At 49.8% G+C, this 25,591-nt stretch carries 18 protein-coding genes; 7 read left to right on the top strand and 11 right to left on the bottom strand.

Features of this window, described 5'->3' with window-relative positions; translation table 11 throughout:
- Nucleotides 1-332 precede the first annotated feature (332 nt).
- The 7 genes from MJ769_RS13350 (at nt 333) to MJ769_RS13320 (ending at nt 7,568) form a co-directional block, all read left to right on the top strand.
- Nucleotides 333-998, top strand: coding sequence for a S1 family peptidase (locus MJ769_RS13350; protein ID WP_239237635.1), 666 nt, complete (start codon nt 333-335; stop codon nt 996-998).
- Between the two features lie 827 nt (nt 999-1,825).
- Nucleotides 1,826-3,637 carry a fatty acyl-AMP ligase gene (locus MJ769_RS13345; RefSeq protein WP_239237634.1) on the top strand — a complete coding sequence of 604 codons (1,812 nt, stop codon included), beginning with the start codon at nt 1,826-1,828 and terminating at the stop codon, nt 3,635-3,637.
- A complete protein-coding gene (locus tag MJ769_RS13340) occupies nt 3,630-4,649 on the top strand; it encodes an NAD-dependent epimerase/dehydratase family protein (protein WP_239237633.1) in 1,020 nt (339 codons plus the stop codon). The genes MJ769_RS13345 and MJ769_RS13340 overlap by 8 nt, the downstream gene beginning before the upstream one ends.
- Nucleotides 4,650-4,662: 13 nt before the next feature.
- On the top strand, nt 4,663-4,908 hold the full coding sequence (locus MJ769_RS13335; RefSeq protein ID WP_239237632.1) for an acyl carrier protein: 246 nt from the start codon (nt 4,663-4,665) through the stop codon (nt 4,906-4,908).
- Nucleotides 4,908-6,089: a serine palmitoyltransferase gene (spt, locus tag MJ769_RS13330; RefSeq protein WP_239237631.1), complete on the top strand. Its 1,182-nt coding sequence runs from the start codon at nt 4,908-4,910 to the stop codon at nt 6,087-6,089. Before MJ769_RS13335 ends, spt begins: the two co-directional genes overlap by 1 nt.
- A complete protein-coding gene (locus tag MJ769_RS13325; RefSeq protein ID WP_239237630.1) occupies nt 6,090-6,227 on the top strand; it encodes a hypothetical protein in 138 nt (45 codons plus the stop codon). It abuts the gene before it with no gap.
- Between the two features lie 9 nt (nt 6,228-6,236).
- The gene (locus tag MJ769_RS13320) at nt 6,237-7,568 is read left to right on the top strand and encodes a lipopolysaccharide biosynthesis protein (protein ID WP_239237629.1); all 1,332 of its coding nucleotides are present in this window, start codon (nt 6,237-6,239) and stop codon (nt 7,566-7,568) included.
- A gap of 45 nt (nt 7,569-7,613) precedes the next feature.
- On the opposite strand, the gene MJ769_RS13315 is transcribed toward MJ769_RS13320, so the two are convergent.
- The 11 genes from MJ769_RS13315 to MJ769_RS13265 form a co-directional block, all read right to left on the bottom strand.
- Nucleotides 7,614-7,793, bottom strand: coding sequence for a hypothetical protein (locus MJ769_RS13315; protein WP_239237628.1), 180 nt, complete (start codon nt 7,791-7,793; stop codon nt 7,614-7,616).
- A complete protein-coding gene (gene ppsA, locus MJ769_RS13310; protein ID WP_239237627.1) occupies nt 7,790-10,180 on the bottom strand; it encodes a phosphoenolpyruvate synthase in 2,391 nt (796 codons plus the stop codon). Before ppsA ends, MJ769_RS13315 begins: the two co-directional genes overlap by 4 nt.
- A 116-nt stretch (nt 10,181-10,296) precedes the next feature.
- Entirely contained in the window at nt 10,297-10,650 is a 354-nt protein-coding gene (locus MJ769_RS13305; RefSeq protein WP_239237626.1) for a hypothetical protein, read from the bottom strand.
- 816 nt (nt 10,651-11,466) lie between these two features.
- Nucleotides 11,467-12,792, bottom strand: a complete 1,326-nt coding sequence (locus MJ769_RS13300) for a hypothetical protein (RefSeq protein WP_239237625.1) — start codon at nt 12,790-12,792, stop codon at nt 11,467-11,469.
- Between the two features lie 599 nt (nt 12,793-13,391).
- On the bottom strand, nt 13,392-14,510 hold the full coding sequence (locus MJ769_RS13295; RefSeq protein WP_239237624.1) for a hypothetical protein: 1,119 nt from the start codon (nt 14,508-14,510) through the stop codon (nt 13,392-13,394).
- An 11-nt stretch (nt 14,511-14,521) separates the two neighbouring features.
- Nucleotides 14,522-16,618, bottom strand: a complete 2,097-nt coding sequence (locus MJ769_RS13290) for a hypothetical protein (protein ID WP_239237623.1) — start codon at nt 16,616-16,618, stop codon at nt 14,522-14,524.
- On the bottom strand, nt 16,615-18,696 hold the full coding sequence (locus MJ769_RS13285) for a hypothetical protein (protein ID WP_239237622.1): 2,082 nt from the start codon (nt 18,694-18,696) through the stop codon (nt 16,615-16,617). Before MJ769_RS13285 ends, MJ769_RS13290 begins: the two co-directional genes overlap by 4 nt.
- 168 nt (nt 18,697-18,864) lie before the next feature.
- On the bottom strand, nt 18,865-20,658 hold the full coding sequence (locus MJ769_RS13280; RefSeq protein ID WP_239237621.1) for a hypothetical protein: 1,794 nt from the start codon (nt 20,656-20,658) through the stop codon (nt 18,865-18,867).
- A 31-nt stretch (nt 20,659-20,689) separates the two neighbouring features.
- A complete protein-coding gene (locus tag MJ769_RS13275; RefSeq protein WP_239237620.1) occupies nt 20,690-22,486 on the bottom strand; it encodes a hypothetical protein in 1,797 nt (598 codons plus the stop codon).
- Nucleotides 22,483-23,571, bottom strand: a complete 1,089-nt coding sequence (locus MJ769_RS13270) for a hypothetical protein (protein WP_239237619.1) — start codon at nt 23,569-23,571, stop codon at nt 22,483-22,485. Before MJ769_RS13270 ends, MJ769_RS13275 begins: the two co-directional genes overlap by 4 nt.
- Nucleotides 23,572-23,580: 9 nt before the next feature.
- The coding region (locus MJ769_RS13265; protein WP_239237618.1) for a CC_3452 family protein at nt 23,581-25,591 on the bottom strand (2,011 nt) is incomplete at its 5' end.

Below are 25,591 nucleotides of genomic sequence, written 5' to 3'. Positions count from 1 at the left end.
AAGTGCATAATTAAAACAAAATTAAATCAATATGTTAAAATTGTTTCTTAAGAGAGCGTTTCTCGGCCTAGGCACTTATTCATATATCTGCTGAGAGCTGGTGCTCAAATCACATATTGGCTGTTCAAACCGGGTACTGATAATTTGTAAGCGCTATGTTAATCAGTACCGTTATTAAATAAAGCGCATGGGAGAGAATATTGAGGTGGTCGGGCACTTGTCTTTATAGTCAAATAAAACAATTCACTGTTGGATGTATATGTACTTCATTCATAGCTCTGTATTGTCATGTCGGCAATGCATATGCGAGTGATCTCCCCCAAACCATAGAAATGGTCAGCCCTTCCATTGTAGCTATAGGAACCATATTACATACTCGCGCACCACCAGCCAATTTTCTTGGAACTGGATTTGCTGTAGGTGATGGTAATCATATTATTACTAATGCTCATGTCGTTCCGCGAAATCTGAACCTGGAAAAAAAGGATTCGTTGGCAGTTTTTGTTGGTCGCGGCGGATCAGCCACGGCCCGATCTGCAACCATAGTCGAGATTGACAATGAGCATGACCTGGCATTGTTGAAAATTAGTGGCGAACCCTTACCTGCCTTGGTGATCGGAGATTCAAGTGTTATTAAAGAGGGAGAAACGGTTGCGTTTACCGGTTTTCCCATAGGTATGGTGCTGGGACTCTACCCGGTGACGCACCAAGCAATTGTTTCGGCTATTACCCCTATCGTTATCCCAGCACTAACCACTAAACAGCTTAGCATCAAGACAATCAAACGGCTCCGCGATCCGTACCTTGTATTTCAGCTGGATGGCACTGCCTACCCGGGAAATAGCGGAAGTCCGCTGTTTGACCCTAAAACTGGCAAAGTTTTTGGCATTCTCAATATGGTATTCGTGAAAGGCACTAAAGAAAACGTGTTGGCCCACCCGAGCGGTATTTCATATGCCATCCCCAGCAATTATATCCGCGCAATCATGAAGCAATAAATGCTTTGGCTTAGCTGTGTTATTAGGCTCTCATTGCCTTGAGTGGTGCTTGCCCTTTATGCCGCCAGAGGTATCGACCAGACTTAAAAAGGCAAAGAGAATAGCTGTTACAACCCGTGTTGCACTTCGAACTTGAATTCGCCTCACTTGTTTTTGGCAAAATCGGGGGCAATTTAATGCAAATATTTCTGATAAAACACCTGCCTTGCCTTATAAACTTGCAACAAACTATGCTTCCACTCCGATTTTCCCACACAGCATTGCTTTGACAAAACCCCTTAAATATCTCACAGCTACAGAGATTCTGAGGTTTCCAGCCAGAAACCATATACCTACACAACGCTGCTCAATGCCTTGAACTAGCGTCTTCACGCTACTTATTTAAATATCACTGAAAGTTTTTGCTATGATCCACGACTAAGCCTTTAGTTGTATAGAAAAAACTATGCGCGCCTCATTGGTTTCTGTTGAATATTCAGCCAAATGCTGCGACTAGCTTCTCCATAGGTGCGAAGACGCAGAAATAGCTAATTTTATGACATAGCAATTTGATTAAACTGTACAATTCTAACATCACAGTATTTAGTTGAGTACCTTGCTTGGCTTCTGGGCACCCACGACAATTCACTGGCCAGACTACCTAGCAAACGAGGTCGGTCTGGGTTGAAAGGAGTAGCGAGGTGACGAAATGCTACAGAGTATAAAGGTCAGCGCAGAGCGGTTGGTTACAATTTGGTTATAATTTAGTTATAATAAAGGCTTGAAATTGGTGCGTATTTTTGACGCTCCAAGCGTCATTATATATTTACCAGGAATCCAAGTTGAATATGCAGGACATTAAGAAACCCACTCCATTGCCAACCCCGACTGACAGCTCGCTGCCACTGCGGCGTGCGGATTTCACGACTCTGGCCGACGCGCTGGATTATGCCGCTACTGGAGAAACTGGCGCAAATTTCTATTCAGGTCGAGGCAAGCTCACGACGGTGCTTCAATATCGAACGCTCCGCCAGCAGGCTTTGGTACTGGCTCAGCGTCTGCAATCCCTTTCGTTGAAGCGGGGTGCACGAGTCGCGATAGTAGCTGAAACCAATCCTGATTTTTTGCGTTTCTTTTTCGCCTGCCAGTATTCCGGGTTGGTTCCAGTGGCTCTGCCGGCCTCACTCAATCTTGGAGGACACGAAGCCTACGTCGGCCAGTTACGCGGCTTGTTGCTGGGCTGCGGAGCTGCGGTGGCGATAGCTTCAAACAACTTCCTGCCGCTCTTGCGCGAGGCAGCCTTGAACATCGAGCTGGTCTTTTTGGGAACGCCTGCCGCATTCGATGAATTACCGGAACAACAAGGTGAGTTGCGGCGCAGCAGCCCTACTGAAACAGCTTATTTGCAATACACATCAGGGAGCACCAGCTTTCCTCGGGGTGTGGTAATCACTCAGGAAACTGTGCTCAATAATCTGTTTGGGATAGCTAACCACGGCATTGACATGCAACCCGATGACCGCAGCTTCTCGTGGTTGCCGTTCTACCACGATATGGGGCTCGTCGGCTGCATGTTGGTCAACGTGGCCACGCAGCGTTCGATCGATTATCTTGATACGCGCGACTTCGCCATGCGCCCAAGGCTCTGGCTCGAACTACTGACCCGCACACGAGCCACTCTCTCATGCAGCCCGCCATTCGGATATGAACTATGCTCACGCAGGATACGCCCCGAGGATGTTGCGCAGTACGATCTGAGTGCCTGGCGCTTCGCCGGCATCGGTGCCGAGCCCATTCATACATCGCTAACCGATCGTTTTGCCAGGCTACTGGCTCCAGCTGGGTTCGATCCGCTCTCCTTTGTTCCGTGCTATGGCATGGCGGAAAGTTCAGTAGCCTTCAGCTTTTCTCCACTGCGCCAGGGTATTATTGTTGACTGGGTTGACGCCGATCACCTCGCAAAGCATTTATGTGCCAGCCCAGCCGACGCGAACACGAACCGAGTAACCGGTTTAGTCCGATGCGGCGCACCACTGCCGGCGCACGAGGTAAGTATTCGCGACGAGCACGAAAACGTGCTGCCGGATCTTCATGTCGGCCGGATCAAGATACGTGGACCAAGCATCATGTCAGGATATTTCAAAAATCCAGAGCAAACGCGAAAGGTGCTCTCAACAGACGGCTGGCTTGACACCGGAGACCTCGGTTACTTGGTTGACGGGAACATTGTCGTGACCGGCCGACACAAAGACGTAATAATCATCAACGGTCGCAACATCTGGCCGCAGGATATTGAGCACATCGTAGTACAACAACCCGAATTGAGATCGATGGACGTTTCAGCGTTTTGCGTGCCCGGCCCGGATGATGCGGATGTCGCCGTGGCGGTCGTACAGTGCAATGTCCGCGAGGCAGAAGAGGTGCTTACTCTTTCGCATCGGCTCCATCGGAAAATTCACGAAGAGCTGGGCATCAACTGTCTGATCGAGCTTGTTCCGCGGCACACGCTGCCGCGCACGTCTTCAGGCAAGCTGACACGGTCGGCAGCACGGGCAGGCTACCTGCTCAGACAGGAAAACAAGAAAGCTCTCGCCGATGTGAAAGAATTGCCGCAAGCAGAACCTCAATTCCTATCGGCAATGATGCGGGCCAGTGGTTGACGAAAGCATGCTGGCGACGGCAGTGCCTCCAACCAATGACCGTGGCTCCGACTTCCCTCAGTTAAATAACCGTTCCACACTAGCCCTGACTGGTGCAACCGGATTTGTAGGTGCGACACTTCTTACGCATCTGACAGGAGCTGGTTGGCGCGTTCGCGCCTTGTACCGACCCAGGAAAGGGCGCGTTCTGCCAACTATTCCTGGAGTGGAATGGTTATCTGGAGACCTTGAAGACGAAGACGCATTAGTTGCCCTGATAGCTGGAACACATGCCGTCATTCATTGCGCTGGAGCCGTGCGCGGCGCCAGTCACGACGACTTTGACCAAGTAAACGTGGAAGGAACACGACGCGTTGCCTCGGCTGCCGCACGCGAAGCACGGGCCCCGCGCTTTTTGCTCATATCTTCGCTGGCAGCGCGTGAACCCCAACTGTCCCATTACGCCGAGAGTAAATGGCGCGGTGAAGGCATTATCAAGACCGCCTCAGAAAACATGCGCTGGACAGTGTTACGTCCATCTGCAGTATTTGGCCCAGGGGATCGTGAGCTACTGCCGCTGTTTCGCTGCATCGCCAGCGGCTTCGCGCCACTGCCTGCTGGCACTAATGGGCGATTTTCCCTGATCTACGTTGATGATTTGGCAGCCGCCGTGGTACGCTGGCTAGCCACGGATGCAGGCCATGGGCAAACCTTCGAATTGCATGATGGGCAGGCAGGAGGCTACGATTGGGGCACGGTGCTGGAGATTGGCGGGCGTGTGCTGCGCGGAGGCGGACCAGTGCGCCGCGTACCGATTCCCGTTTCCGTGCTCAAGCTTGCCGCACTTGCTAATTCCGCCGCCGCCCGACTGCTGGGATATGCGCCGATGCTGACCCCGGGCAAGATTCGGGAACTCACCCATCCCGACTGGGTATGCGATAATTCCGAGTTTTCGAGGATTACCGGCTGGCAACCGGCCTTCGGGCTTGAGCAAGGGCTCACATGTATCTCTGGCAAAAATCTCAAGAAATAACAGGAAATCTACGATGGAATACCAACCTATCCTCTCCAGTCTTTACGACGGGCTGTCGTTGTTCACAAAAGGGAGCGTTGAAATTGATGAAAACACCGAGCTAGTCGGCGATTTGAATTTGGATTCACTCCAAATCATGGAATTGCTGCTGACCGTCGAAGACCGTTTCGATATCTCTATTCCCGTGAGCATTCTGCCAGACGTAAAGACTGTGAAGGATCTTGCGATACAGATTGAAAAAATTATGAGTTCTGAATAATGGGAATTTTTAACAAATTTAAAAGCTTGGCAACCAGTCGACTCGAGCTCGAGACATTGGGCATAGACCCGTTTAGCGTCCAGATTGATCGTATTATTTCGCCAACCGAGGGACTCATCAACGGTCGGCCCACCATCCTGGCGGGCACCAACAACTATCTTGGACTGACCTTTGATCCAGAGTGCATTGCCGCTGCACGCATGGCACTGGAGTTTGAGGGTACCGGTACAACAGGTTCGCGTATGGCCAACGGAAGTTACTCGGGGCATCGCAAGCTCGAGCAGGAACTCGCTGGCTTTTATGGCAAGCGCGATGCCATCGTATTTTCCACCGGCTACGCCGCCAATCTCGGCCTGCTGGCGGCGCTTGCCGGGCCTAATGATGTAGTGCTGCTCGACGCTGATTGCCATGCCAGCATTTATGATGGCTGCCGCCTCGGCGGAGCCGAAACAATACGCTTTCGCCATAACGACGCGCAAGACCTGGCAAAACGTATGCGTCGCCTTGGCGCGCGCGCCGCGAATGCCCTGATCGTGGTGGAAGGTATCTACAGCATGCTTGGCGACTGCGCTCCACTCAAGAAAATCGCCGACGTAAAACGCGAGCTCGGCGGCTATTTGCTGGTGGATGAGGCGCATTCGCTGGGCGTGCTTGGTGAACGTGGCCGCGGACTAGTCGAAGAGGTGGACGTACTGGCGGATGCGGACTTCATTGTGGGCACTTTCAGCAAGAGCTTGGGAAGTGCAGGTGGCTTCTGCGTGAGCGACCATACCGAACTGGATTTGATTCGCTACTCGAGCCGGCCATTCATATTCACCGCATCACCGTCGCCTGCGACGATAGCCTCGACTCGCTGCGCACTTGGCAAGCTTTCCGCCGATAGCCACCTGCGCCAACGCCTGCACGATAACGCTAAGCGTCTGCATGCGGGCTTGACAGCGCTCGGATACACCCTAGGCGCGCCCCCGAGCCCGGTTATCGCCGTAGTGCTTGAAGGCAGGATAGAAGCACTGCGATTCTGGAACAACCTGCTGCAACGCGGTGTCTATGTCAACCTGATGCTCCCGCCGGTAACGCCGAATGGTGTGTCATTGATTCGCTGCAGTGTTAGCGCCGCGCACACCCCGGAACAAATCGATGCCGTTTGCGCGGCGTTTGCCGAGTTGCGGACAATGGCATAAATGACTGCCATTGCAGGCGCGCGTAAATTCAATTTCAAGGCAGATGCTTGCCTTTGCCAAGAAAATCCGCAGAATGCAGGCCATCACGCAACGCCACAATCCGGTACATGGCAACGCGCTAACCCAACCATGCGCTGAGGAACGCGCATGAGCCAATCTGACGACAGCCCGCGCGCACAAAGCCCGATGCGCCGGGTACTGGGAAATTTTGGCTTCCTGGTGCGGGGCCGTGGCGTTGCTGCGCTAATGTCGCTTGGTGCAACCGCACTCATGGCACGCGCGCTCGGCCCCACCGAGTTCGGCCTTGTGGTGATGATACAGACCTATGCCTTGCTGGTGCGTGGCTTCTTCAACTTTCAACCTTTTGAAGCAGTGGTGCTCCATGGTGTACCGGCGCACGATGCTGGAGACACCCGCACGCTGCGCCGCCTGATCAAAGTTTGCCGCCGCGTGGATCGCCACTCCAGCATCGCCGCCACCGCCTTGGGGCTGGTCGTCGCTCCCCTGGCGGGGCCATCGCTGGGCATGGACCGTGACCATGTAATCCTTCTCACTGCTTACAGTCTTGTTTTACTGACCATCGGCAACGGCACCGCCAATGGTATTTTGCGACTGTTTAACCAGTTCGATGCCTTAGGTCGGCAGATGATGATTGGCCCTGCCATCCGCTTTTCTGGAATCGTGATCGTATGGTGGCTCGAAGGTCCGCTACCAATGTTCGTGGCTATCCTGGCCTTTGCTTATGCCACCGAAAATCTTTACCTGAGCTGGCGCGGTCGGCATGAATACCGCCAGCGCATTGGCTGCCCGCCTGAGGGCGAGAGTGTCAGGGATGCGAGCCTGGCTGAATTTTCCGGGCTGCGTCATTTTTTGTGGATTAGCTACTGGCAGTCGAACCTGGATCTTGTATATAAGAACCTTTCCATCATGCTGGCAGGTTATCTCTTGGGGCCAGCCGAAGCGGGTCTGCTGCGGCTGGTGCGCGAGTTTTCCAGCGTGCTGTCCAAACCATCCGCGCTGATCCGCCAAGTGGTGTTTCCCGATCTGACTCGGAGTTGGAACCAGGGCAGCAATGACTTCAACCAGGTCGCCTACCGCACTGCCCTGCTTGGTGGTGGCTTTGGCCTATTGTTCGTGGCTGCCAGCCACTTCCTTGGCGACCAGTTGCTAGTCACACTTGTTGGCCAGGAATTTGCCGCCGCAGCTCCCGTTCTTACATGGTTGTTACTGGCTGCCACCTTTGACCTTACTAATGCACCACTGCGTGCTGCGGTCTATGCCGCTGGCCATGCTGGCAAAGTGTTGCTCGTAAACGTGTTCACGACAGTCATCTACATTGCTCTATTTGTTTCACTCACATTATGGATGGGTTTGATTGGCGCTGGCGTGGCGGCTTGCGTGGCTGCGGCACTGCCGCTGCTCTTCATGGTAGCGCTTATCTCTCAAAAGCAAGCGCAGTGGGGTCGCTTGAAAGACTGAGAACCTGTAAAAATATAACGCACAACTGGCATCAAAACATCGCAGTCACGTATATAGTGAAGCACTCATCCCATTAAGACCAACCGATGCCAAACTAAAATTTCCTATACCGGTTTCCAGAACTGCTTGCAACAGCTCAATCGCAAAATAAAAGCCGCAACCATCTCCATACCCCAATGCGCCTGCACGCGTGTAACCCTCACCAGATTGCAAGCTGAGCTTCACGCCTTATTTTTAGCTGCCTGTTTAGCCAGATATAGCCATGTTTCTACGACGGTATCCGGGTTCAACGAAACTGCCTCGATACCCTGCTCTACCAGCCACAGTGCCAAATCAGGATAGTCGGATGGACCCTGTCCACAGATGCCGATGTATTTATTGGCCTTGCGGCAAGCCTGAATCGCCATACTGAGCAACACTTTCACTGCCGCATTGCGCTCATCAAACGCCCCTGCCACCAGCCCCGATTCACGGTCTATGCCGAGAGTAAGCTGGGTTAGATCATTTGAACCAATGGAAAAACCATCGAAATACTCGAGAAACTGCTCGGCCAGCAATGCGTTAGCAGGAATCTCACACATCATTATCACGCGCAGGCCGTTTTCACCCCGACGCAAACCATTTTTAGCCAGCTCCTTTATCACAAGCTCGGCTTCGTCCAGGGTGCGCACAAACGGAATCATCACTTCTATATTGGTCAGCCCGATTTCATCGCGTACCCGGCGTATAGCACGGCACTCCAGCGCAAAACAATCGCGAAAGCTGTCTACTACGTAACGTGCAGCTCCACGTAAACCGATCATCGGATTCTCTTCATTCGGCTCGTATTGAGAACCTCCGAGCAAGCTAAAATATTCGTTAGACTTAAAATCTGAAAAGCGAACGATTACCGGTTTAGGTGCGAAGGCCGCTCCCAGCATGGCTATACCTTCGGTCAATTTCTCAACATAAAAATCTTCCGGTGTGGCATAACCTGCGGCCTTTTCCTCCACCTGCGCTTTTAACTCCGCTGACAAATTGGGATAGTCGAGCACCACCTTGGGATGAACACCTATCATCCGCGTGATGATAAATTCCAGCCGCGCCAGCCCCACACCGGCATTGGGCAAATGACTAAATTCAAACGCCAGTTCCGGGTTCGCCACGTTCATACTAATTTTAATTGGCGGAGCCGGCATTTCATCCAGTGCCAAATCCGACACCTCTATATCGAGGATGCCCTGATACACTTTTCCAATATCTCCCTCGGCACAAGAAACGGTCACCGCATCGCCATGCTTAAGAATTTTCGTTGCATCGCCGCATCCCACTACCGCCGGAACGCCTAGTTCGCGCGCCACAATGGCTGCATGACAAGTACGACCACCTCGATTGGTAACAATCGCAGACGCGCGCTTCATTACCGGCTCCCAATCAGGGTTAGTCATATCCGTCACCAGAACATCGCCCGGCTGCACTTGGTTCATCTTGCTGGCATCCGCCACCAAGCATACTGTACCGCTGCCTATGCGTTGTCCGGCGGCACGGCCGCTGACCAATATCTGGGACTGTTGCTTTAATTTATAGCGTCTCAACTTACCTTGAGTGTCATGTGACTGCACCGTCTCTGGCCGTGCCTGCAATATATACAGCTTGCCATCCAGACCATCTTTGCCCCACTCGATATCCATCGCACGACCATAATGTCGCTCAATGATCAATCCATAACGCGCCAGCTCCTCCACCTCTGCGTCAGCAATGGAGAAGCGCTGACTCTCAGCCAGCGGCACCTCTATTGTAAGAACAGAACGCCCTGTTTCTTGTCCTTCACCGAATATCATTTTAATCGCCTTGCTGCCAAGATTACGGCTGATCACTGCAGCTCTACCTTGCTTTAAGGCGGGCTTGTACACATAAAATTCGTCTGGGTTGACCGCACCTTGCACTACTGTCTCACCCAATCCATATGCGGAAGTGATAAGTACCACCTGCTCAAAACCAGACTCAGTATCCAGCGTAAACATCACGCCACTTGCACCTGAATCGCTACGCACCATACGCTGCACGCCTGCCGACAATGCCACATCCTGATCCTTAAAACCCTGATGGACACGATAGGCAATGGCACGATCGTTATACAGCGAGGCGAACACCTGCTTAATGGCTGACAGAATATGATCCACGCCATGAATATTGAGAAAAGTTTCTTGCTGCCCGGCAAACGAAGCGTCCGGCAAATCTTCCGCCGTGGCAGAGGAGCGAATGGCCCATGAAATATCCACACCGACCTCGGCCTGCATCTTTACATAGGCGTCGCGTATTTCACTTTCCAAACGCGTCGGCAAAGGCGTGTCCACAATCCACTGGCGTATCCGACTACCGGCCTCAGCCAGAGCGGTCACATCAGTCACATCAAGGTCGTCGAGTACTGTGCGAATGCGTTTATCCAAATCGCTCTGCGCGAGGAAATCGCGATATGCTTCGGCCGTGGTAGCAAAGCCGCCTGGCACACGCACACCAAGATGGGCAAGCTGGCTGATCATTTCTCCAAGCGACGCATTCTTGCCGCCCACCTTGGCCACATCGCTTATACGCAATGCCTCAAGCCACACGATATATTTTTGCTGTTCCATACTTTTCTCCACTCAACTAATAGTAGAAACCGGGGTAAAACTCTCCCTGCGTGAATATCAGGAATATCTAACCATAATGATTATTATTATATTAACAAGCACTTAGTGTTTTCAGGTCATTTAAGAAAACGACCAACGAAACGACCAACCACCCTGCCCGCTCCAATAGCTGCTTTCGATGGTGGCAGGAAATCCGGGGCTGGTGCAACAACTTCTTTTGCCGTTGCGGCAACCACTTTTGCACGATTCTCGCGAACGATTTGCTGTGCTTCGGGAGAATCAGCCGAAATGATCGTTGCCTGATCACAAACTGAGCATACTTCATACTGTGAACGGAAACGCCAAATTGAATAAATGGCACCCGGAATCAAGAAACAAAACCAAAGGATGACTTCGGTATCGACACTGCCTTTGGTTATAGTTTTCGTCTCACCTATATAGCCGCATGATTTACATAAACCTTGTGACATAAAACTCTCCAGTATTTTCCAGTCCGTGAATAAGTTCAAACGAAGGATTTTGAATCTGAGAAACCAAACATTGTTCTGATTCAATCTTATTGATAGATTATTCTCATTTTGCCTTGCTGATTTTATTTCTCAAGCCAGCTTTTTAATTAAAGTGGAGATGTCTTGAAACGACTTAATTCTCGCCTTGCTCAGCGCCAAGATGGCCTCATTGTCGCTCATCTTTGCTGCTTGCGCATCCAGTTAGTAAAAACTCACGTCCGCTGAGGAATAGTCACTGGCATTGGGTATTCATTTGAATTTTTCATAAGGCGTTTTGATATCCTTGCAGTGGTGTTTACTCCTTTCTTTCCTGCACGCATGCATGATCGTTTCTGGAAATAATCTCGGTCGAATAAATAATAATTATCAATATATCAACATGTTATACACATAATAACTATTTTATCGAGATACAGCTAATGACTATCACGAGACGGGCATCCCGTTCGCCATGCATAACGGTTCTACGTCCAATACTGACAGTCATTTTCGCTATCCGATTTACGTAGTGGCGCGTTGTTACTTTGGATTATTGTTTATTGCACTCTCTCTTAAGAAACACCTCCCAACCAACTTATTTTTAAAACACGCCAGCCTTCGCTGGACGCACAACCGTACATGCGAGTTTCCCAGCACACAGCTGCCCATTCTTGACAGCCGACCATCACTGGATAGTCATTGTCCTAAAACGGTAAAGCTGATTGAGCTTCACGCAAGGTATACTCAAACTGAGCCGAGGGTATTGAAAATTGCTCGATTGTGTTCGTGTGGAATTTTCTAAGGTGCCGGCGTAATGTTGACACCTTTCGTGCGGCATGCCGTTATCAAGGTACCTCCAATGCTGGGATCACTTCTCCACCCCCCGCCAGGTGGCATTAAATCTTGGTCAAACACACCTTTAAGAAGCGTTTCGCAGTATTTTTTTGTGAGGGCTGGAATTTCATGGCAGCTTGAACAAGATTCTCCTCTAGTGTTTTTTGGTATTGAAGCCGGCGGGTTTTCCCAAAGTGTGTCGACTTCAGGTGGTGGTCCGACGGATGCCCCCGACATTCGTCCAGTGGGTATGGGAGCATATCGACTGGGTCGATCTGGATATATTCCTGCTCCTAAAGGATTGCCTGCATTGGGAACCAGGAACACATTGTTGCCTCGATGGCATTGTGTGCAATTCTCATTTAATTCATCGCCACCCTGTATTTCGGAGATTTTCATATTATCGGTTGCGGCACCTTCACGTCTATTCCCTGCATTGGGCCCCGTATTCCGAACGTTGTCCCAAAAACAGGATTTGCCCGTCTGTTTGCTTTGACAGATTATTCCTAACAACTTGATGTCACCCCCCGCATTCTTTCTAGGTAACGCCTTACAAACTCCTTTGGAATTGGTGTAAGTCCAAACTTCAGTGACAGGCTCTGTACTTGCCAAAACCAAGTTGGTGGGAAGGTTTCCCTGGAATTGCCACCCCAGTGCCGTGTTTTGTGCGCGATCATTTCTCCAGTCTGGCGGCAACGGGACATCGTTCGTTGCATTGGAACATTCGGTCATATAGGCGGACAAGATTCTTGGAGGTTGGGCAACGAAGGCAGCGCTCGGCAGGGTGTTCAATGTTGTGAACCAGCCCGCCGCATTTGAACCGCCTTGACGATAGGCCATCTCGCCGACCATTAAGACACTTATCGACTGGCCCGCTACCTGGAAAGTTCTGATACCGGGTGCGACCACCCGCCGGCCGCTGACTTGTTGCAGTGAATTTTGCGTTTGCAAATAATCTATTAAATAGGCGGACAATGCTGATGTGTCATCAATGAGTAAAACAAAAATAGGTTCGGTGGTAAACCGGTTGCTTTCAGTTGTCCCCGGGCAGAGTTGACCTCCGGCAAAAGCTCGGGCCAGATTGAGACCGGGCAGGCGGGGACTGCCGCCGGTACCATTGCAGATGGGGGCAAAGTCGGCGGTGTTGGTAATGAAGGGAGCGGCACCTGTTCCGTCGTAATCGGCCGAGAGGTAAATGATAGCGCTTGCGGCACGGGCAGTCGTCGGCACCATAATAGGACAAACGGTAAGCAGTAAAAATGCCAGTAAGATAAATCGTCCGTCTTTCATTTTTCCTCCAACGGGGATGGAACCCTATGTATGGTTTAATATAATCTTATAACAGCTACCTGCACGGGCACGGAACCTCGTTGGCAGTGAAATACCATAAGAAATTAAGTCGATTGTGCCTTCGTTTGGCAGGACTCTCTTACTTTTTTTACCAGTCGGGAGAAATTTTCCTTTTAAATCGAATTCCCAATATTGTGGAGTACGTACAAACGGTCCGTTCGAATGACAACTGGTGTAATACTTGGCACTCTCCGGTGCCCAGAATTCTTTTCCCTTTACGGTTTTTGATGCCTTTATTTTTTTATCCCCATCGTGGTTTGGGCCCAAGTACTGGTAGAAACAGGTCTTGCCCCGTTTTTCGATTGTGTTGAACTACAGCGATGCCCCAAAAATTATTGCCCCTACTGTTCTGGAGGATGTCGTCAGATCGATGGTCTTTGCAACAGGAATATGATGGCGACATCCTTGTCAGACACTTCAAACCGTCCGTTTGCTTTGAAAGACACAGCGATTGCGAAGAATCTCGGGATTAAGGCATTTTTTGTTTTCATCTATTGTCTTGGGTGCTGTGTGATGTCATTTCGATTTCCTTCTATTGGTCATGGTGAGGGAGCTGGAGAAGGCGCCGGAGTTGAGGTTGAAGTAGAAGCCGGAGCAGGAGGGTTGTGGGTGATTTGGGTCACCGTACAACCCGTCGACGTGGGTGATGCCACACAAGCGACTAACTCCTGCACTGCGGCCTTGGCTTTATTACGACGTACAGTAGGAGTAGAACCGGAAAGCTGGCTACTCATGAAGTCATGATAACCGTCACTTGTTGGGCTGTCCCATGATTTAAGACTCTTTACCTCGCCCGCAGCCAGTTTGTTGACCTGACCCAAATGTAATTTCCCATCGTCAGTTTTATAGGCTCCTATGTTGTGACAACCGTTACACGCATTGCCTGATTTAGAGACATCGAATACTTCATAGTGTTTGTGCAATATTTCGTATTTATCGATATCCCCTTCACTCGGGAGGATTCTATCGTCCGGATCATCATACTGAAGTACTTTTCCGGTTTTATCAAAGTTCCAGTAATGGGGCGAACGAATGAACGGTCCGTTTGAGTGACACGAAGTGCAAAAGTCGACATCATAATTCCAGAACTTTGCTCCCTTGGCGCTCGACCCTGGAACTTTTTCCCCGTCTGCTCCTGATGGACCGAAGTCCTTACTTGTTGGACCAAAATACTGATAAAAACATGTTTTTCCGGTTTTGCGATTGTGTTGGATTACTGCGAAATCGTAAAATTTGTTGTCTGTATTAGTCTTATGGGTGACGAGAGGGCTATGGGATTTGCGGCAGGAAAAGATGATATCGACATCCTTGTTATCCACTGGCAGCCGTCCCAGCCTGCTTTGAAAAATACAGCGTGCGTGGAGATCTTCGGGGTTGGTACATTTTCCGTTAGAGTCTACGGTCTTGGGCACCAATACGCCATCCCCTTTGCAAGTAAATGCAGGTACAGCCGCCCCTATTTCCTTGTTGCACTTTTCGAACAACAGCTCCCGTTTCCTTATGTCCTCTGGCGCATCTTTTCTGAGCTCTGCGAAACTGTTCTCAGACAGAGCCGAAAATTGGATGCACAGCGCAAGAGCTAGAAAAATAGGTCGATAAGACTTCACTTTTCCTTCAACAATACGGGAAGCGGTTCCAAAATGGTTTACATTGGACATTTATAATTCCCTCATTTAGGCAGTTCATCCGCAAATATGAATTCAGCGTCTCCAGAAACACCATTTTTCTTTAGCTGAACACCACCGCGCTTGAGCCAGCTGATATCGTATTCGTAATCATATTTATCCGGTTCGTGAGCATATTTGATCGTTTGCGACAAGGGCTCCTTGCTGGTGGTTTTAAGGCTTACCTCGCGGCTATCCTGTTTCCCGAACAGCTTGGATTTGAAAACGACGGTTGCAAGGCGCACCTTCTCTTCTTGAAATACCTCGGGGTCGGCTTCAATGGTGACTTCGCGATAGCGATGGGGCGGTACGGCAGGAATCATGAAGTCGTTGGTTTTTTTCCAACCGCTTTTCCATTCGGCTCCCCCGAAAAGGTTCCACGTGATATGGTAATCATATTCCAGCCATTTCTCCCGATTGGTATCTCCATGAACGCCATAGCTCATCACAAAATTGTTTGATGTCTTGTTGAAGTTCTCGCGGTCGATTTTCAGTTCATCTACATGAAGGAATCCATCCTGATGCTTCTTTCGGATCTGGACGGTGACAAAGTTCACGAATTTCTTGAAATCCTCTGAATTTTGACCGTCGAGTTGCACCAGGATTTCCCTGTTTTTATAGGCAGGATCATCCAGGTTGACCACTCGAAAATGTGCCGGATCATTGAACATTTTCTTGCCGAATCCGCCGATATTTTCATCGAAGCGCATGGATTGGGTGTCGGCGGTCCATTTTTTGAAGTTCAGCACAAACTTCCCCGTTTTATTGAACTGTTTTTTGCGGTAGCTGGCAAGCAGAGAAAAGCTTGGTGGTGTTTGCAGATTAGCCGGCCGTACCGTACGCGGAGTCCCTCCGGATGGGGTACTTCCGCTTGTAGCACCGCCACTGCCTGACGGTGTGCTTCCACTTGGCGGAGTACCGCCGCTCGTGTTGCTGCCGCCTGTACTTGGGGGAGTTCCCCCAGCGCCTTCTCCACCTGCGTTCGCAGTGTTGCCGCCAGCCGCTCCATCCGTTCCGCTCGGTTGCGCTGAACCGCTGTTAGTGGATTCGGGACTGGACATGTTGCGCCCGATATCTCCCAAAAAAGGCCATTGTTCTCCCAATGCAATCAGTTGTTGGCGTTGGCGCTCCACACGTTCGAGTTCTGCCTGGTTTTCCTGCTGAATCCGCTCGCGTACTTGGGTATTGAACTGGTTGGCGCGATCAAAATTACTGAACACATTGGGATCGTCTTGCAGGGTGGCCAGTGTTGTCGGGTCATTGTTAGGCTCAAACATCTGGGCCGCAAGCTTCCCATAGGCCATTTCCCACAGCCGATCCATTTTGTCATCTTCACCTTTGACTTCAAGCTCGATGGCACCCGAGTCACGCAGTTCTTTCATGGTGTCCTGAATGTCCACCCCGAGAAAATCAGTTCGTGCGCCGATAGCCATGGTCCTATTTTTGGCAATGCGTTCCCAATAGGCGGTCATTTTGGCTTCATAAGGGTTGCGGTATCCACTGATGATCATATCGAAACTGACGGAGATATCGCTGGCCGCCTGCTTGAAAGATTCCCAAAGTAAGATAGCCCCGGTCTTGGTCAACCGGATGGAGACGGCGGCCTTGTGACCTTCCAGCACAGGTGCTTTCCCGAGACCCAGCACCCGTTTGGTCCAGTCGCCGTCCTCCTGCTGGAAATTCGATACCAGCGCAAACGTACCTTCCCGGAACATAATCGGGCCGGCAATTTTTGCACCGGCGACTTTGCTTTGTAGCTCGGCTTCTGCCCGTTGAACGGTCTGGTCATCCACATCAAAATTAATAAGGAAATGAACCAGTCCGCCGCCTTCGGCATCATGCACCCCGCCTTCTCCAGAGCCAGCCGCATCCTGCACAAACTTGAGAAAACTGAACTGGGGTTTGCCGTCTTTCCCTTTGGAGATACTCACATTGTCTGAAAGGTAGTAAAACTTTTTCTTATCGCCATAAATGGGAAACAGTTTCAGGTCACCCGCTTCCTGCATTTCGTCTAGTAACACTTCCTGGGCACCTGATATTCCAGGCATCAGGAATATCAGGAAAGCCAGGAAAGCAACGCTACGTACAATAGGAGTGTTCACTCTATCGGCTCCTCAGTTTCTTCAACGGGCTCCTTAGCTTTTTCAACAGGCTCTTTAGTATCTTCAACGGGTTCCTTAGCTTCTCCAAGGATTTCCTTAACTTCAGGAATCTTCGTTTTTATCTCTTCCAGATAACTGACAGGTAATTCTGATAGAGAGGTGTAGATAAAGTTGTCCTCCAGTTTTGTCCACTCGGATTGAGGCAACTTACCTTCCTTGGCGTGGGTCAGGATCACCTTGTACTCGACACCGGAAGCATCTTTGTCAACGTAAATCGTTTGTTCTATGTAAGGCTGCGGTTTGGCCGACCGGAAACGGACGGTATCCACTTTTTCTTGACCGTAAAGCGTGTATTTGAGCAATACATCAGCGCCCCGTATCCCCGTGCGTTGCATTTCGTCGAGATCGGCTTCGACATCAATTCGCCGAGTTTTAATAGGCGGCACCAGCGTGACCACCATTTCACGGGAGCATTTTTCTTTCTGGTTTTTAGGCCATATCCCGCCTCCCTTCAAGCTCCATGACTCAAGGTACCTGAATGGGCAGTCGGAATTAACCAGATTGTCCCCGCGGGTAGCAAAGGAAAACTCTTTTACGATTTCTCCTTTTTCTATTGAAGTGCGGGTAAATACGTCATCGTCTGTGAAAGGTGTATCTTTAAAGGGGACAATAACTTTCACGCTGGCATTATTGACCATTTTGCTTTCAAACAGATCTAAAGCTTCCATGTCGAGGTCCACCGTGATTTTACCCCGCTTGAAAAAAGGATCGTTCAACAGAACCTCACTGAAAATTTGCTTGCGATGTTTTCGCATTGGAATTCCCATATTGCCGGTCATGGCGTGAGTGCGATATATGGCAACGCCTTTCTCAATATTCAAGGTGATAGTTCCGGACATCTTTGTCTGTTTGCGCGATAAGGTATACATCTCGTAATTTGGTGCCTTGGGGCTCTTTGCCTTCTTGGTTTCTTCACCGGTTTCTTCACCTCGCCCTTCGAATTCCTTATCGCTCATAAATGATTTTTGCATGTTCGTGAAACTGCTTATTGCCATTTCCATCAAACTGGCTTCAATGGCTGAAACATCAGCGTCAGGCAGCTCCTGGTCAATTCGTATCTCAACCGCGCCTACAGACAACATGGTGTCGTAAGCTTCTTCTACATCCTTTCGACTGATTCGATCCACTTTTGTCTCATTTTTGACCGAGAACCAAAACGGATTGATGTTGAATTTCACTTTGGTTTTTGTCTCTGTTTTTTGTGTTCTAAGATTGCACTTGGCGGCTTCTTGGATTTTATCCAGATTGATTAGAACCTGACCCCGGAATGCGGGTGTTTTTACAATATAATCATAGGCAAAAGTGACAGACATATCCGCTGTGGAATTATTGAAAGTGGTCTCCATGAGTTGTGCTCCCAAACTGGAAAGGCGGCCTGCAACCGCCGCTTTGCCGCCGGGCATAGACGGGGCGCGACCCGAAGAAAGCACTCCCTTGGGAGCAAAACCTTCGTCGGATAGAGTCCCGGAAGTTACGATAAAATTGTCCCCAGACTTTGCTGGTTGAAGGTCCACTGCACCCTTTAGTTGCGCACCGGGTACGGCCTTTTCCAGTAGTCCGCGAAGCTCTTGTTCCTCTTTTTGAGTAAGGCCATAGGTGACCATCAAATGGAAAATGCCGCCCTCGGCAGAATTTTTCCCTTCCGCCTCGTCAGTTATAAATTTAATAAATGTGGCTTCAGGTTTGCCTTCTTTATAGGACAAGCGGGGTTCCATCGGAATATAGTACCAACCGGTAGGTTTGTTTGTTCTAAGAAAGGCACTGAAATTCCCCACTGCCGTTAATCCCGGAGTCGGTTTTACGTAAGGAGGTGGCTTTATAGGCTGCTTTGTTTGAGCTATTTTTTTAGTTGTTCTACTATCGTATTCGGCCTCCATTTTTTTACAAGAGTCACCCCCTTGAGGCTTTAAATCCCCTTTTATTTTGAGGTTTTGTACGCGTTTGGGGCGTAGCGTTTCTGTTTTGTCCGCTTCTGGAAATACGCGGACGGTGGTGCCGTTTTTAAGGACGAAATCCAAGTGTCCCCCCATCTGAACAGCGGCAGAAGCTTGGGAACTAGCTAGTGCCAACAGGATTAACGGCAGAAGACTTACAAGGAATGAGACTCGGATATTTATAGCGCTTGCGTGCTTAAATATGTTCGTTGTAAAAGTGTTATCTCTCATAATCATTCTCTCTTTTAAGGTTTATGGTGAGGGCAACTCGTCGCAAAAAATTATTGTTTCGTCAGATTTAAGGGTTCCGCTGGAAATTTTTCGCTTGTCTTTCAGGGTCCAGGTGATTTCGTATTCCAGTTCTTTCTGGTCGGGAGGTACGGCAAACTCGCGTTCAACGGAATTTTGCTGGCGGCTGGGCAACAGGTTGATAGTCTCTTTGACTTGCCGCCCAAAAAAGTCATGCCGGACGCGAATGGTGACCAGGCGAACGTTCTCCTTTTCCAGGATGTCCGGGTTGGCCATGAATTCGACTTTTCGGAATTGATAGGGCGGGGTGAGTGAAATTGCCGCCTGGTCGGTTCGGGTCCAGTCCATGGAATACCGGGCGCCTCCGATGAACGACCAATCTACTTTATATTTGTAGAACATCCATTCGTCCACGCCGGGTTCGTTGTCCCAGTGATAAGTCAACGATCGCGGGAGACCTTCGGAGAAATTGCTACGGTTGATCGTGATTTCTCCGGGCGTGCTCGTGCCGGAGCCGTGTGACTTTGATATCGATAAGGTGACGTGATTGATGTATTTTGAAAACTCTTCTGAATTACGGGCATCCAGCGCAACTGAAATTTCGCGTACGCGGTAACTGGGATCCGATAGGTTGACCGTTTTGAAAATTGTGGGATCTGTACCAAAACGGGAGTACAGCGGGCCGATGTTACCCGCCATGGCCGTGGTGATGGTACTCCGACTGCGCTCGCGGAAGTCGAGTTTGAACTCGCCGGTACGTTGTATATTTCGTCTTCGGTATCCGCCGTTTATTTTTACTTCCCATGGAGCACTATAGTTGCCACCCAAAGAATTGTCCTGTCTCGCGGCGTTCATGGCATCCATCATGGCTTGCAACGGGTCTCCATCCTTGTCTGCGCCGGGTTGATCGACCGGAATAGGCTCGAACATAATGTCGTGCAAGCGGGCGTAAGCGCGATCAATGATTGATTGAAGCTTGGTGGGATCGCCGCGATAGTCGATTGAGATGGCACCACTTTCTTTTGCTTTTTCCCAGAAGTTTCCGTAATCAAAGCCGCCGCCGATGTTCATGTAGCTCACTTTGGCTCCAAGCGTGATATCCGCCTGTTTCTGCAATTTTGTCCAGTTTGCAGTGATGGTGGCTTCCGCTGGATCGGTCAGGCCGGAAAAGGTCATCTCGAACACGAGGGAAACATCCGGGGTGGCCATCTGGAATGACCGCCATAAAATTTGCGTTCCCAGTTTGGTGAGGTGCATCGATACGGCGGCCTTGAGACCTTCGATCAGAGGTGCCCGTCCGACACCAATGACTTGCCGGGTCAGTTCCGTTGATTTGCCATTGTCCGTATTGAAGCTGCTGACCAGGGCAAAATTTCCAGACTCGAACATAATCGGGCCGCGTAAAACAGCGTCCGGGTTGTCTTTCTTGAGGGCCTTATTTGCCTCACTCAGGAGTTTGTCGCTGACGGTGTAGTCGACAAGAAAATGTACGATACCGCCTCCTTCGGCTTCGGTAATGCCGCCCATTTCTGATCCGGAATCAGCTTTGTTTTTTACATAACGCAGGAACGAAAATTCCGGCTTGCCGTTTTCTCTGAACGAGACATGCGGGTCGGAGGGCAGGTAATAAAATTCATTTTTGTTTGTTGTATCGGGGAAACATTGCAGTTTGCCGCATCGGACGGGATGATCCAGAGCAATATTCAAAGCAAGGACATTGGTACCGGACAAAAGGCAAAACAGAACCCCCAGAATCGGGGCTATGATTTTTCGCCTTGTGCAAATATTGTGCTTCACAACGAAACTCCTTCCTTCTATCTATGCAGCTCTACTGGGTAGGATTCAGAAAAAGGTAAGTGTCTTCCAATGGTTCCCAGCTTCCGGTCTGTTTACCTGTTTTTTTGTACCACTTTACGCGGTATTGAACCTTTGCGTCCGGGTCATGCAGGAGCGATGTTGCTTGTAATATCTCTTTTTTTTCAGGCTCGAGAATCACCGTTTTGATTTTGTTCTCACCCAATAACTTGTATTTGAACTCAACAGCAACCCGGCGGATACCTGCGTCAACCATCGTTGCGGCATCGCCGTCCACTTCAATCTGTGCCAGTTGAGCGGGCGGGGACAGGGTGAGGCTGGGAGCGTTGTCATCAGCAAGTTTGTTTTTCTTTACGGGAATTCCCAGAGTTTGTCCGCCGCGAAAACTCCAAAGAACTCTGTAGCCGTAATTCAGCCAGCTCTGGTCCTTCAGCCCGAGACGGGGATAGTGCAGTGATTTGGAAAAGGTCCCGGTTTTGACATCCTTCTGGTTGAAAGTCAGTTCTTCCGTAAAATCGTCTTGATTGAGTGATTCCGGATACTGTTTTATAAAACTTACTGAAACGGAGTTTATATACTCCTGAAAAGAGTTGTAGTAGGCCGGGTCTACTTCAAAGAATACTTCACGCTGTTCGAATGCTGTGTCTTTAAGATTGACGACGCGGAACAGATTCGGGTTTTTGCCCCACACTTCGTACAGTCCGCTGATATTGCCTGCAGAATTAAAGGGCACCTTGATCGTCGTGTTCTGGGTAAACACCATAGAGAAAGTCGCTCGTTTGATATCTTTGCGTTCACGCAGTGTGAGTTGATCGTCCGTTATATACTTCTGGTCTCCGGTGCCCGTGAACAGTTTCGTTATAAATCCTTTCTCCTGGCGGCCTTTCACCACATTGGCGGGGACGACTTCCTGCTGGGGCAGTTTTGAAAAGCCCTGATTTGTATCAAACAGCATTTCAACCAGCTTGTCGGTGATGAGGTTCATGATTCCGGAAAGCTGAGAGGTGTTGATACCCAGTCCGTTTCGGTCTGTGATATCTACTTTAATCACCCCTGTGCGGACAAGCTCATCCAACTGTTTTCGCGTCTCGGTTTTTGTGTATCCTTTCTGCTGGTTGAATATCTTGAAATAGTGATCGTATACGGTGCTGAGGTCTGCAGATACTTTTCCGCGATAAGCAGGGAGGGCGGCTTCGTAAGAAGCGCTGATGGATACGGAAATATCAGAAGTCGGGCGGGTCAGAGACTCCCACAGCAGTGTTGCCCCATGCTCGTTCAGGCGGGCCGCAACCGCCGCCTGTGACCCTGGAGTCACCGGTGCAATGCCGCTGGACACCAGTGAGTTTGTAAATGAATCTTTGCCGGCAGCACTGGATAATGTTGATGAAATGATTTTGAATGAAGCTCCACCGGATTCTTCGTCAGCTTCCGCTCTAAGAACCACCGGGCCGCGGATGGATGCGCCCGGTACTTTTTTCTGTAACGCTTTGTCCAACGCTTCGATTCGGTCCGGCGCTAGATCAAGGCCAAACAGGAAATGTATCAAACCGCCACTGGTCGTCCCTTTGGGGTCGATAAATTTTACAAACAGCATTTTGGGTTCGCCCGTAGCCCGATCCAGTGCCACCCGCGGAACATCGGGGAGGTAGTAATAGGCAGTGGGGTCTTCCTTGTCGCGTAAGAGTGATATACCGTCGATAATCTGGCGTCCTTCTTCGTACATGACCACAGCCCCAGCCAGTGTGAAAGAGCCGGCCAGATAAATCCCCAGCGTGAATGATATTTTCAGTATCCATCGTTTTAGATTCATTGACTTTCTCCCGCCAGTTGAGGATTGCCTGATATATCCGATAATGCAAGAGACACATCCAATAGTGCGTCATCGTGTTTCATCCATTCGGATTGTTCTATTTTGCCGTCAACATAAATCCGTTGAACCCGATAGTCATAACCTGCCTGGAGGTTTTTGGGGAGGCGAAATTTAATGATGCGTTCGTATTCTTCGTCTCTCTCCTGAAATTTGACACGTTCCACGTACTCCTGGTCACGTTCGGTCAGGAAGCGGACTTCAACTGTGACTTTGTACAAACCCGAAGCGATCGCGTTGATGAAATCGTAGCAAGCGACTGTTAGATGCGTATGGGCGAGCGACATGGTTTGCCATATTTCGTTGCGCGAGAACAGGCCGGGGTAATCATCGTAATAGACATCTATTGGCAGGGTGCCGGATATCTGGTATGGGGAGGCGACCCATCCTTCATTTTCGGGTTTGACGCCGTTGATCTCCCAGTTGTAGGCAAGTGACAGAATCATGCTGCCTTTTTCAAAGCTTTGCCAGAACAAGTCTGCGTCTATTCCCATTAACGCTATAGTGAAGCTGCGCTTGGACCATCCGGTGCCAGAGCTTTTGCTCTCTGCGGTTTCAGTGGACACACCACCCGCAATGGTTCCGGTAGCATCGGGAACATCGTCCGAGCCTGTAATGAGATACACCAGGTGGCTCTGAAATTTCTTTACGGGAGCGGGGAGAACTTCAATGATCCCGGTATTCTGTTTGGCCAACTCCTCCCGAACCTGCTGATATAGAGAGGCTGAAATCGTGGGTTTGGCCGCAAAGGAGAGAATTCCCCGTACCCTAAAAACCTGCTTGTCGGAAGTCTCCTTTTTACCCATATAACGATTCAGGTCATATCGAAATGCAGGATGTTGTTTGGCAGTCTCCAGCTCCAGCTGGGTTGTTGCATAGTAGTAGGTATTTCTTTTTTGATGATCCTTGAAAATCTGAAGTCCCAGAACGTTGAAACTCGAAGTCACGTCGGGTTTCGAGTAAGCCGGGGTCCAATGCATCAGGCACATTAGGGCGGTCAGGATAGTGAGTGTTCGGATTATCGTCATGGTGATTCTCTAATTGCCTCCCACCAACGGGTTGATGTGGTGCGGCGTAATGGTGATATCCATACTGGAACTCTCTTTCCAATCCGAATAGGTGGTGGGAGAGCCGTCCGATGTGATCGGTTTTACACGAAAGGCGAAACTTGCATGATCGTATTCCTTGTCCCGGTCCAGATAAAGAAATGCGGAAGTTTGTGTGCTTGCAGGCCGCAAGTCGAACGATTGGACGTCTTCCCAGTCGGCACCGGACTTGAAGTGGCGGCTTTTAATCTCCACTAGAATTTTGAATAAACCGAATTGATCAAAGACGCTGGGTATGGCTTCAATATTCAACTTGCTTTTGCTCACGATGGAGGACACGGCAAGGACTTCTTTCTCGATGGCATTCATGCATTCGTCGCATTCCGTGATCGCTTCAAAATCAACCCAGGTCGCAAGTACGCTTTGTGAATTCTGGAACAGATCCTGATGCCTGACGGTTGCGCTCCGCTCCGCTTCCGGGAGAATGAGATTGATCTCCGATAGCGGCTTATACTGCCTCTCGATACGGGTGGCCCCGCTTTTTGGGATGACATATCCAACAATTCCCTTGATTCCTGCAGGAAACGGACTGAGGTTTGTCAACGGACGACTCGGGCTCAATTCCCGAATATCACTGAACCAGGGACCTGAATAATTGCTGAAACTTAGATTGAGGGGAATGGTGATCTCTCCATTCTCAAGCGTAACAATGACATCCCCTCCACTTCCCATGTTCCTCAGGGAAGTCACAATTTCTTCTTTGATGCTTTCGCTCATGAGAGCTTCAATTTTGATTTTTTCACCCACATGCCGAGGCGAGTTGATTACCCGGATTTTTTCAGGCGCTATGAAACCTTCCAGTCCATGAAGCTTTATTTGAACGGATTTAATCGCAAGCGGTTTGAGTTCTACTGGCTTGCCATTGGAAGGTTTGACGGCAAAGCTTGCCAGTTTTTGAAGTAAAGCCGTATCTCCGGGCATGTCGGGAGGAGCCGCCTCGAATTCAAGCTTTACATTGTCGCCATTGGAATCTCCGTCCAGATATTTGTAAGAGAATTTCAAATTGTATCCCCCGTTGCTTTTACCCTCCCGCGTTAACAGGTATTCTCTCGGATAGTAGTAAAAAGTGTTGGGTGAGGAGTGGTCCGCGATGAGTTGTTTGGACCAACGGATTCTTTCTTCAAAGTCGCTTTCTATACGGCCGGTTCCAGGATCCAAAGCGTGTGCCAGGTCAACTCCTGTAAGCGACGGGTCGGGTCCAGTCGGTTTGTTTGGGTCGGTCGTGCTTATTGTGAAAGGTTTTGTGACTTTGAAACGCATGTTGTTTGCGAGGTTGAAATTTTTCATAACCAGCAGGTTTGGTTTTTGCGCCAGATTCAGCTTCTGGGGAGTGACAATTGAAATTTCCAGGTCTTTGTTGCACTCTGCCAATTGTTTGTTGTTCAATTTTCTCTTGCTATGGCCATAGCTGGTAATTTGCCCGACTATTTTTGCCAGCCCGTTGCAGGCGGATAAACCGGGTGTTGGCCAGGGGCCGGAAATGGTGCAGCTTTTGGAACGGCAGGTCCAGACAAGATTGCCTGCGTGAACCTGGCCTTCTTTCTTAACCCAACTTGTTGTAGTTGCTGTATATTTGAATGTATTTACTGTCTTGTGACTGTAAGTTCTTTGCAGGCGGGTTGTAGTAAGGGCGGCAGGCGCTCTTGATACTGATACGGCCCTTAATACTGATACGGCCGGTATGCGTTTTGCTTTGTTACTGCTGGCTTCCTGAATAATGTCGATGGTGGCCGAACCGTCGGCAAAAATCAATTCTCCCGGTCCCAGTTCATCCAACCATTCCGCTTGAGACCATATCTTCGCAAGTGCTACAGGGTGGTCCAATATCACATCTGGCTTGCCTTCTCCCTGAGTAATAGTAAAAGTGAGGAAAATGCCATCGCTTTTGATTTCCGGTGTACCGTCTTTACTGCGGGCTATTCTAATCTGGGTTGTACCGGAG

This window comes from Candidatus Nitrotoga sp. BS (genome assembly GCF_927797785.1).
In the GTDB taxonomy this organism is placed as follows: domain Bacteria; phylum Pseudomonadota; class Gammaproteobacteria; order Burkholderiales; family Gallionellaceae; genus Nitrotoga.
Note: the sequence above shows the minus strand (reverse complement) of the source record. Positions and strands in the feature narration are given on the sequence as shown.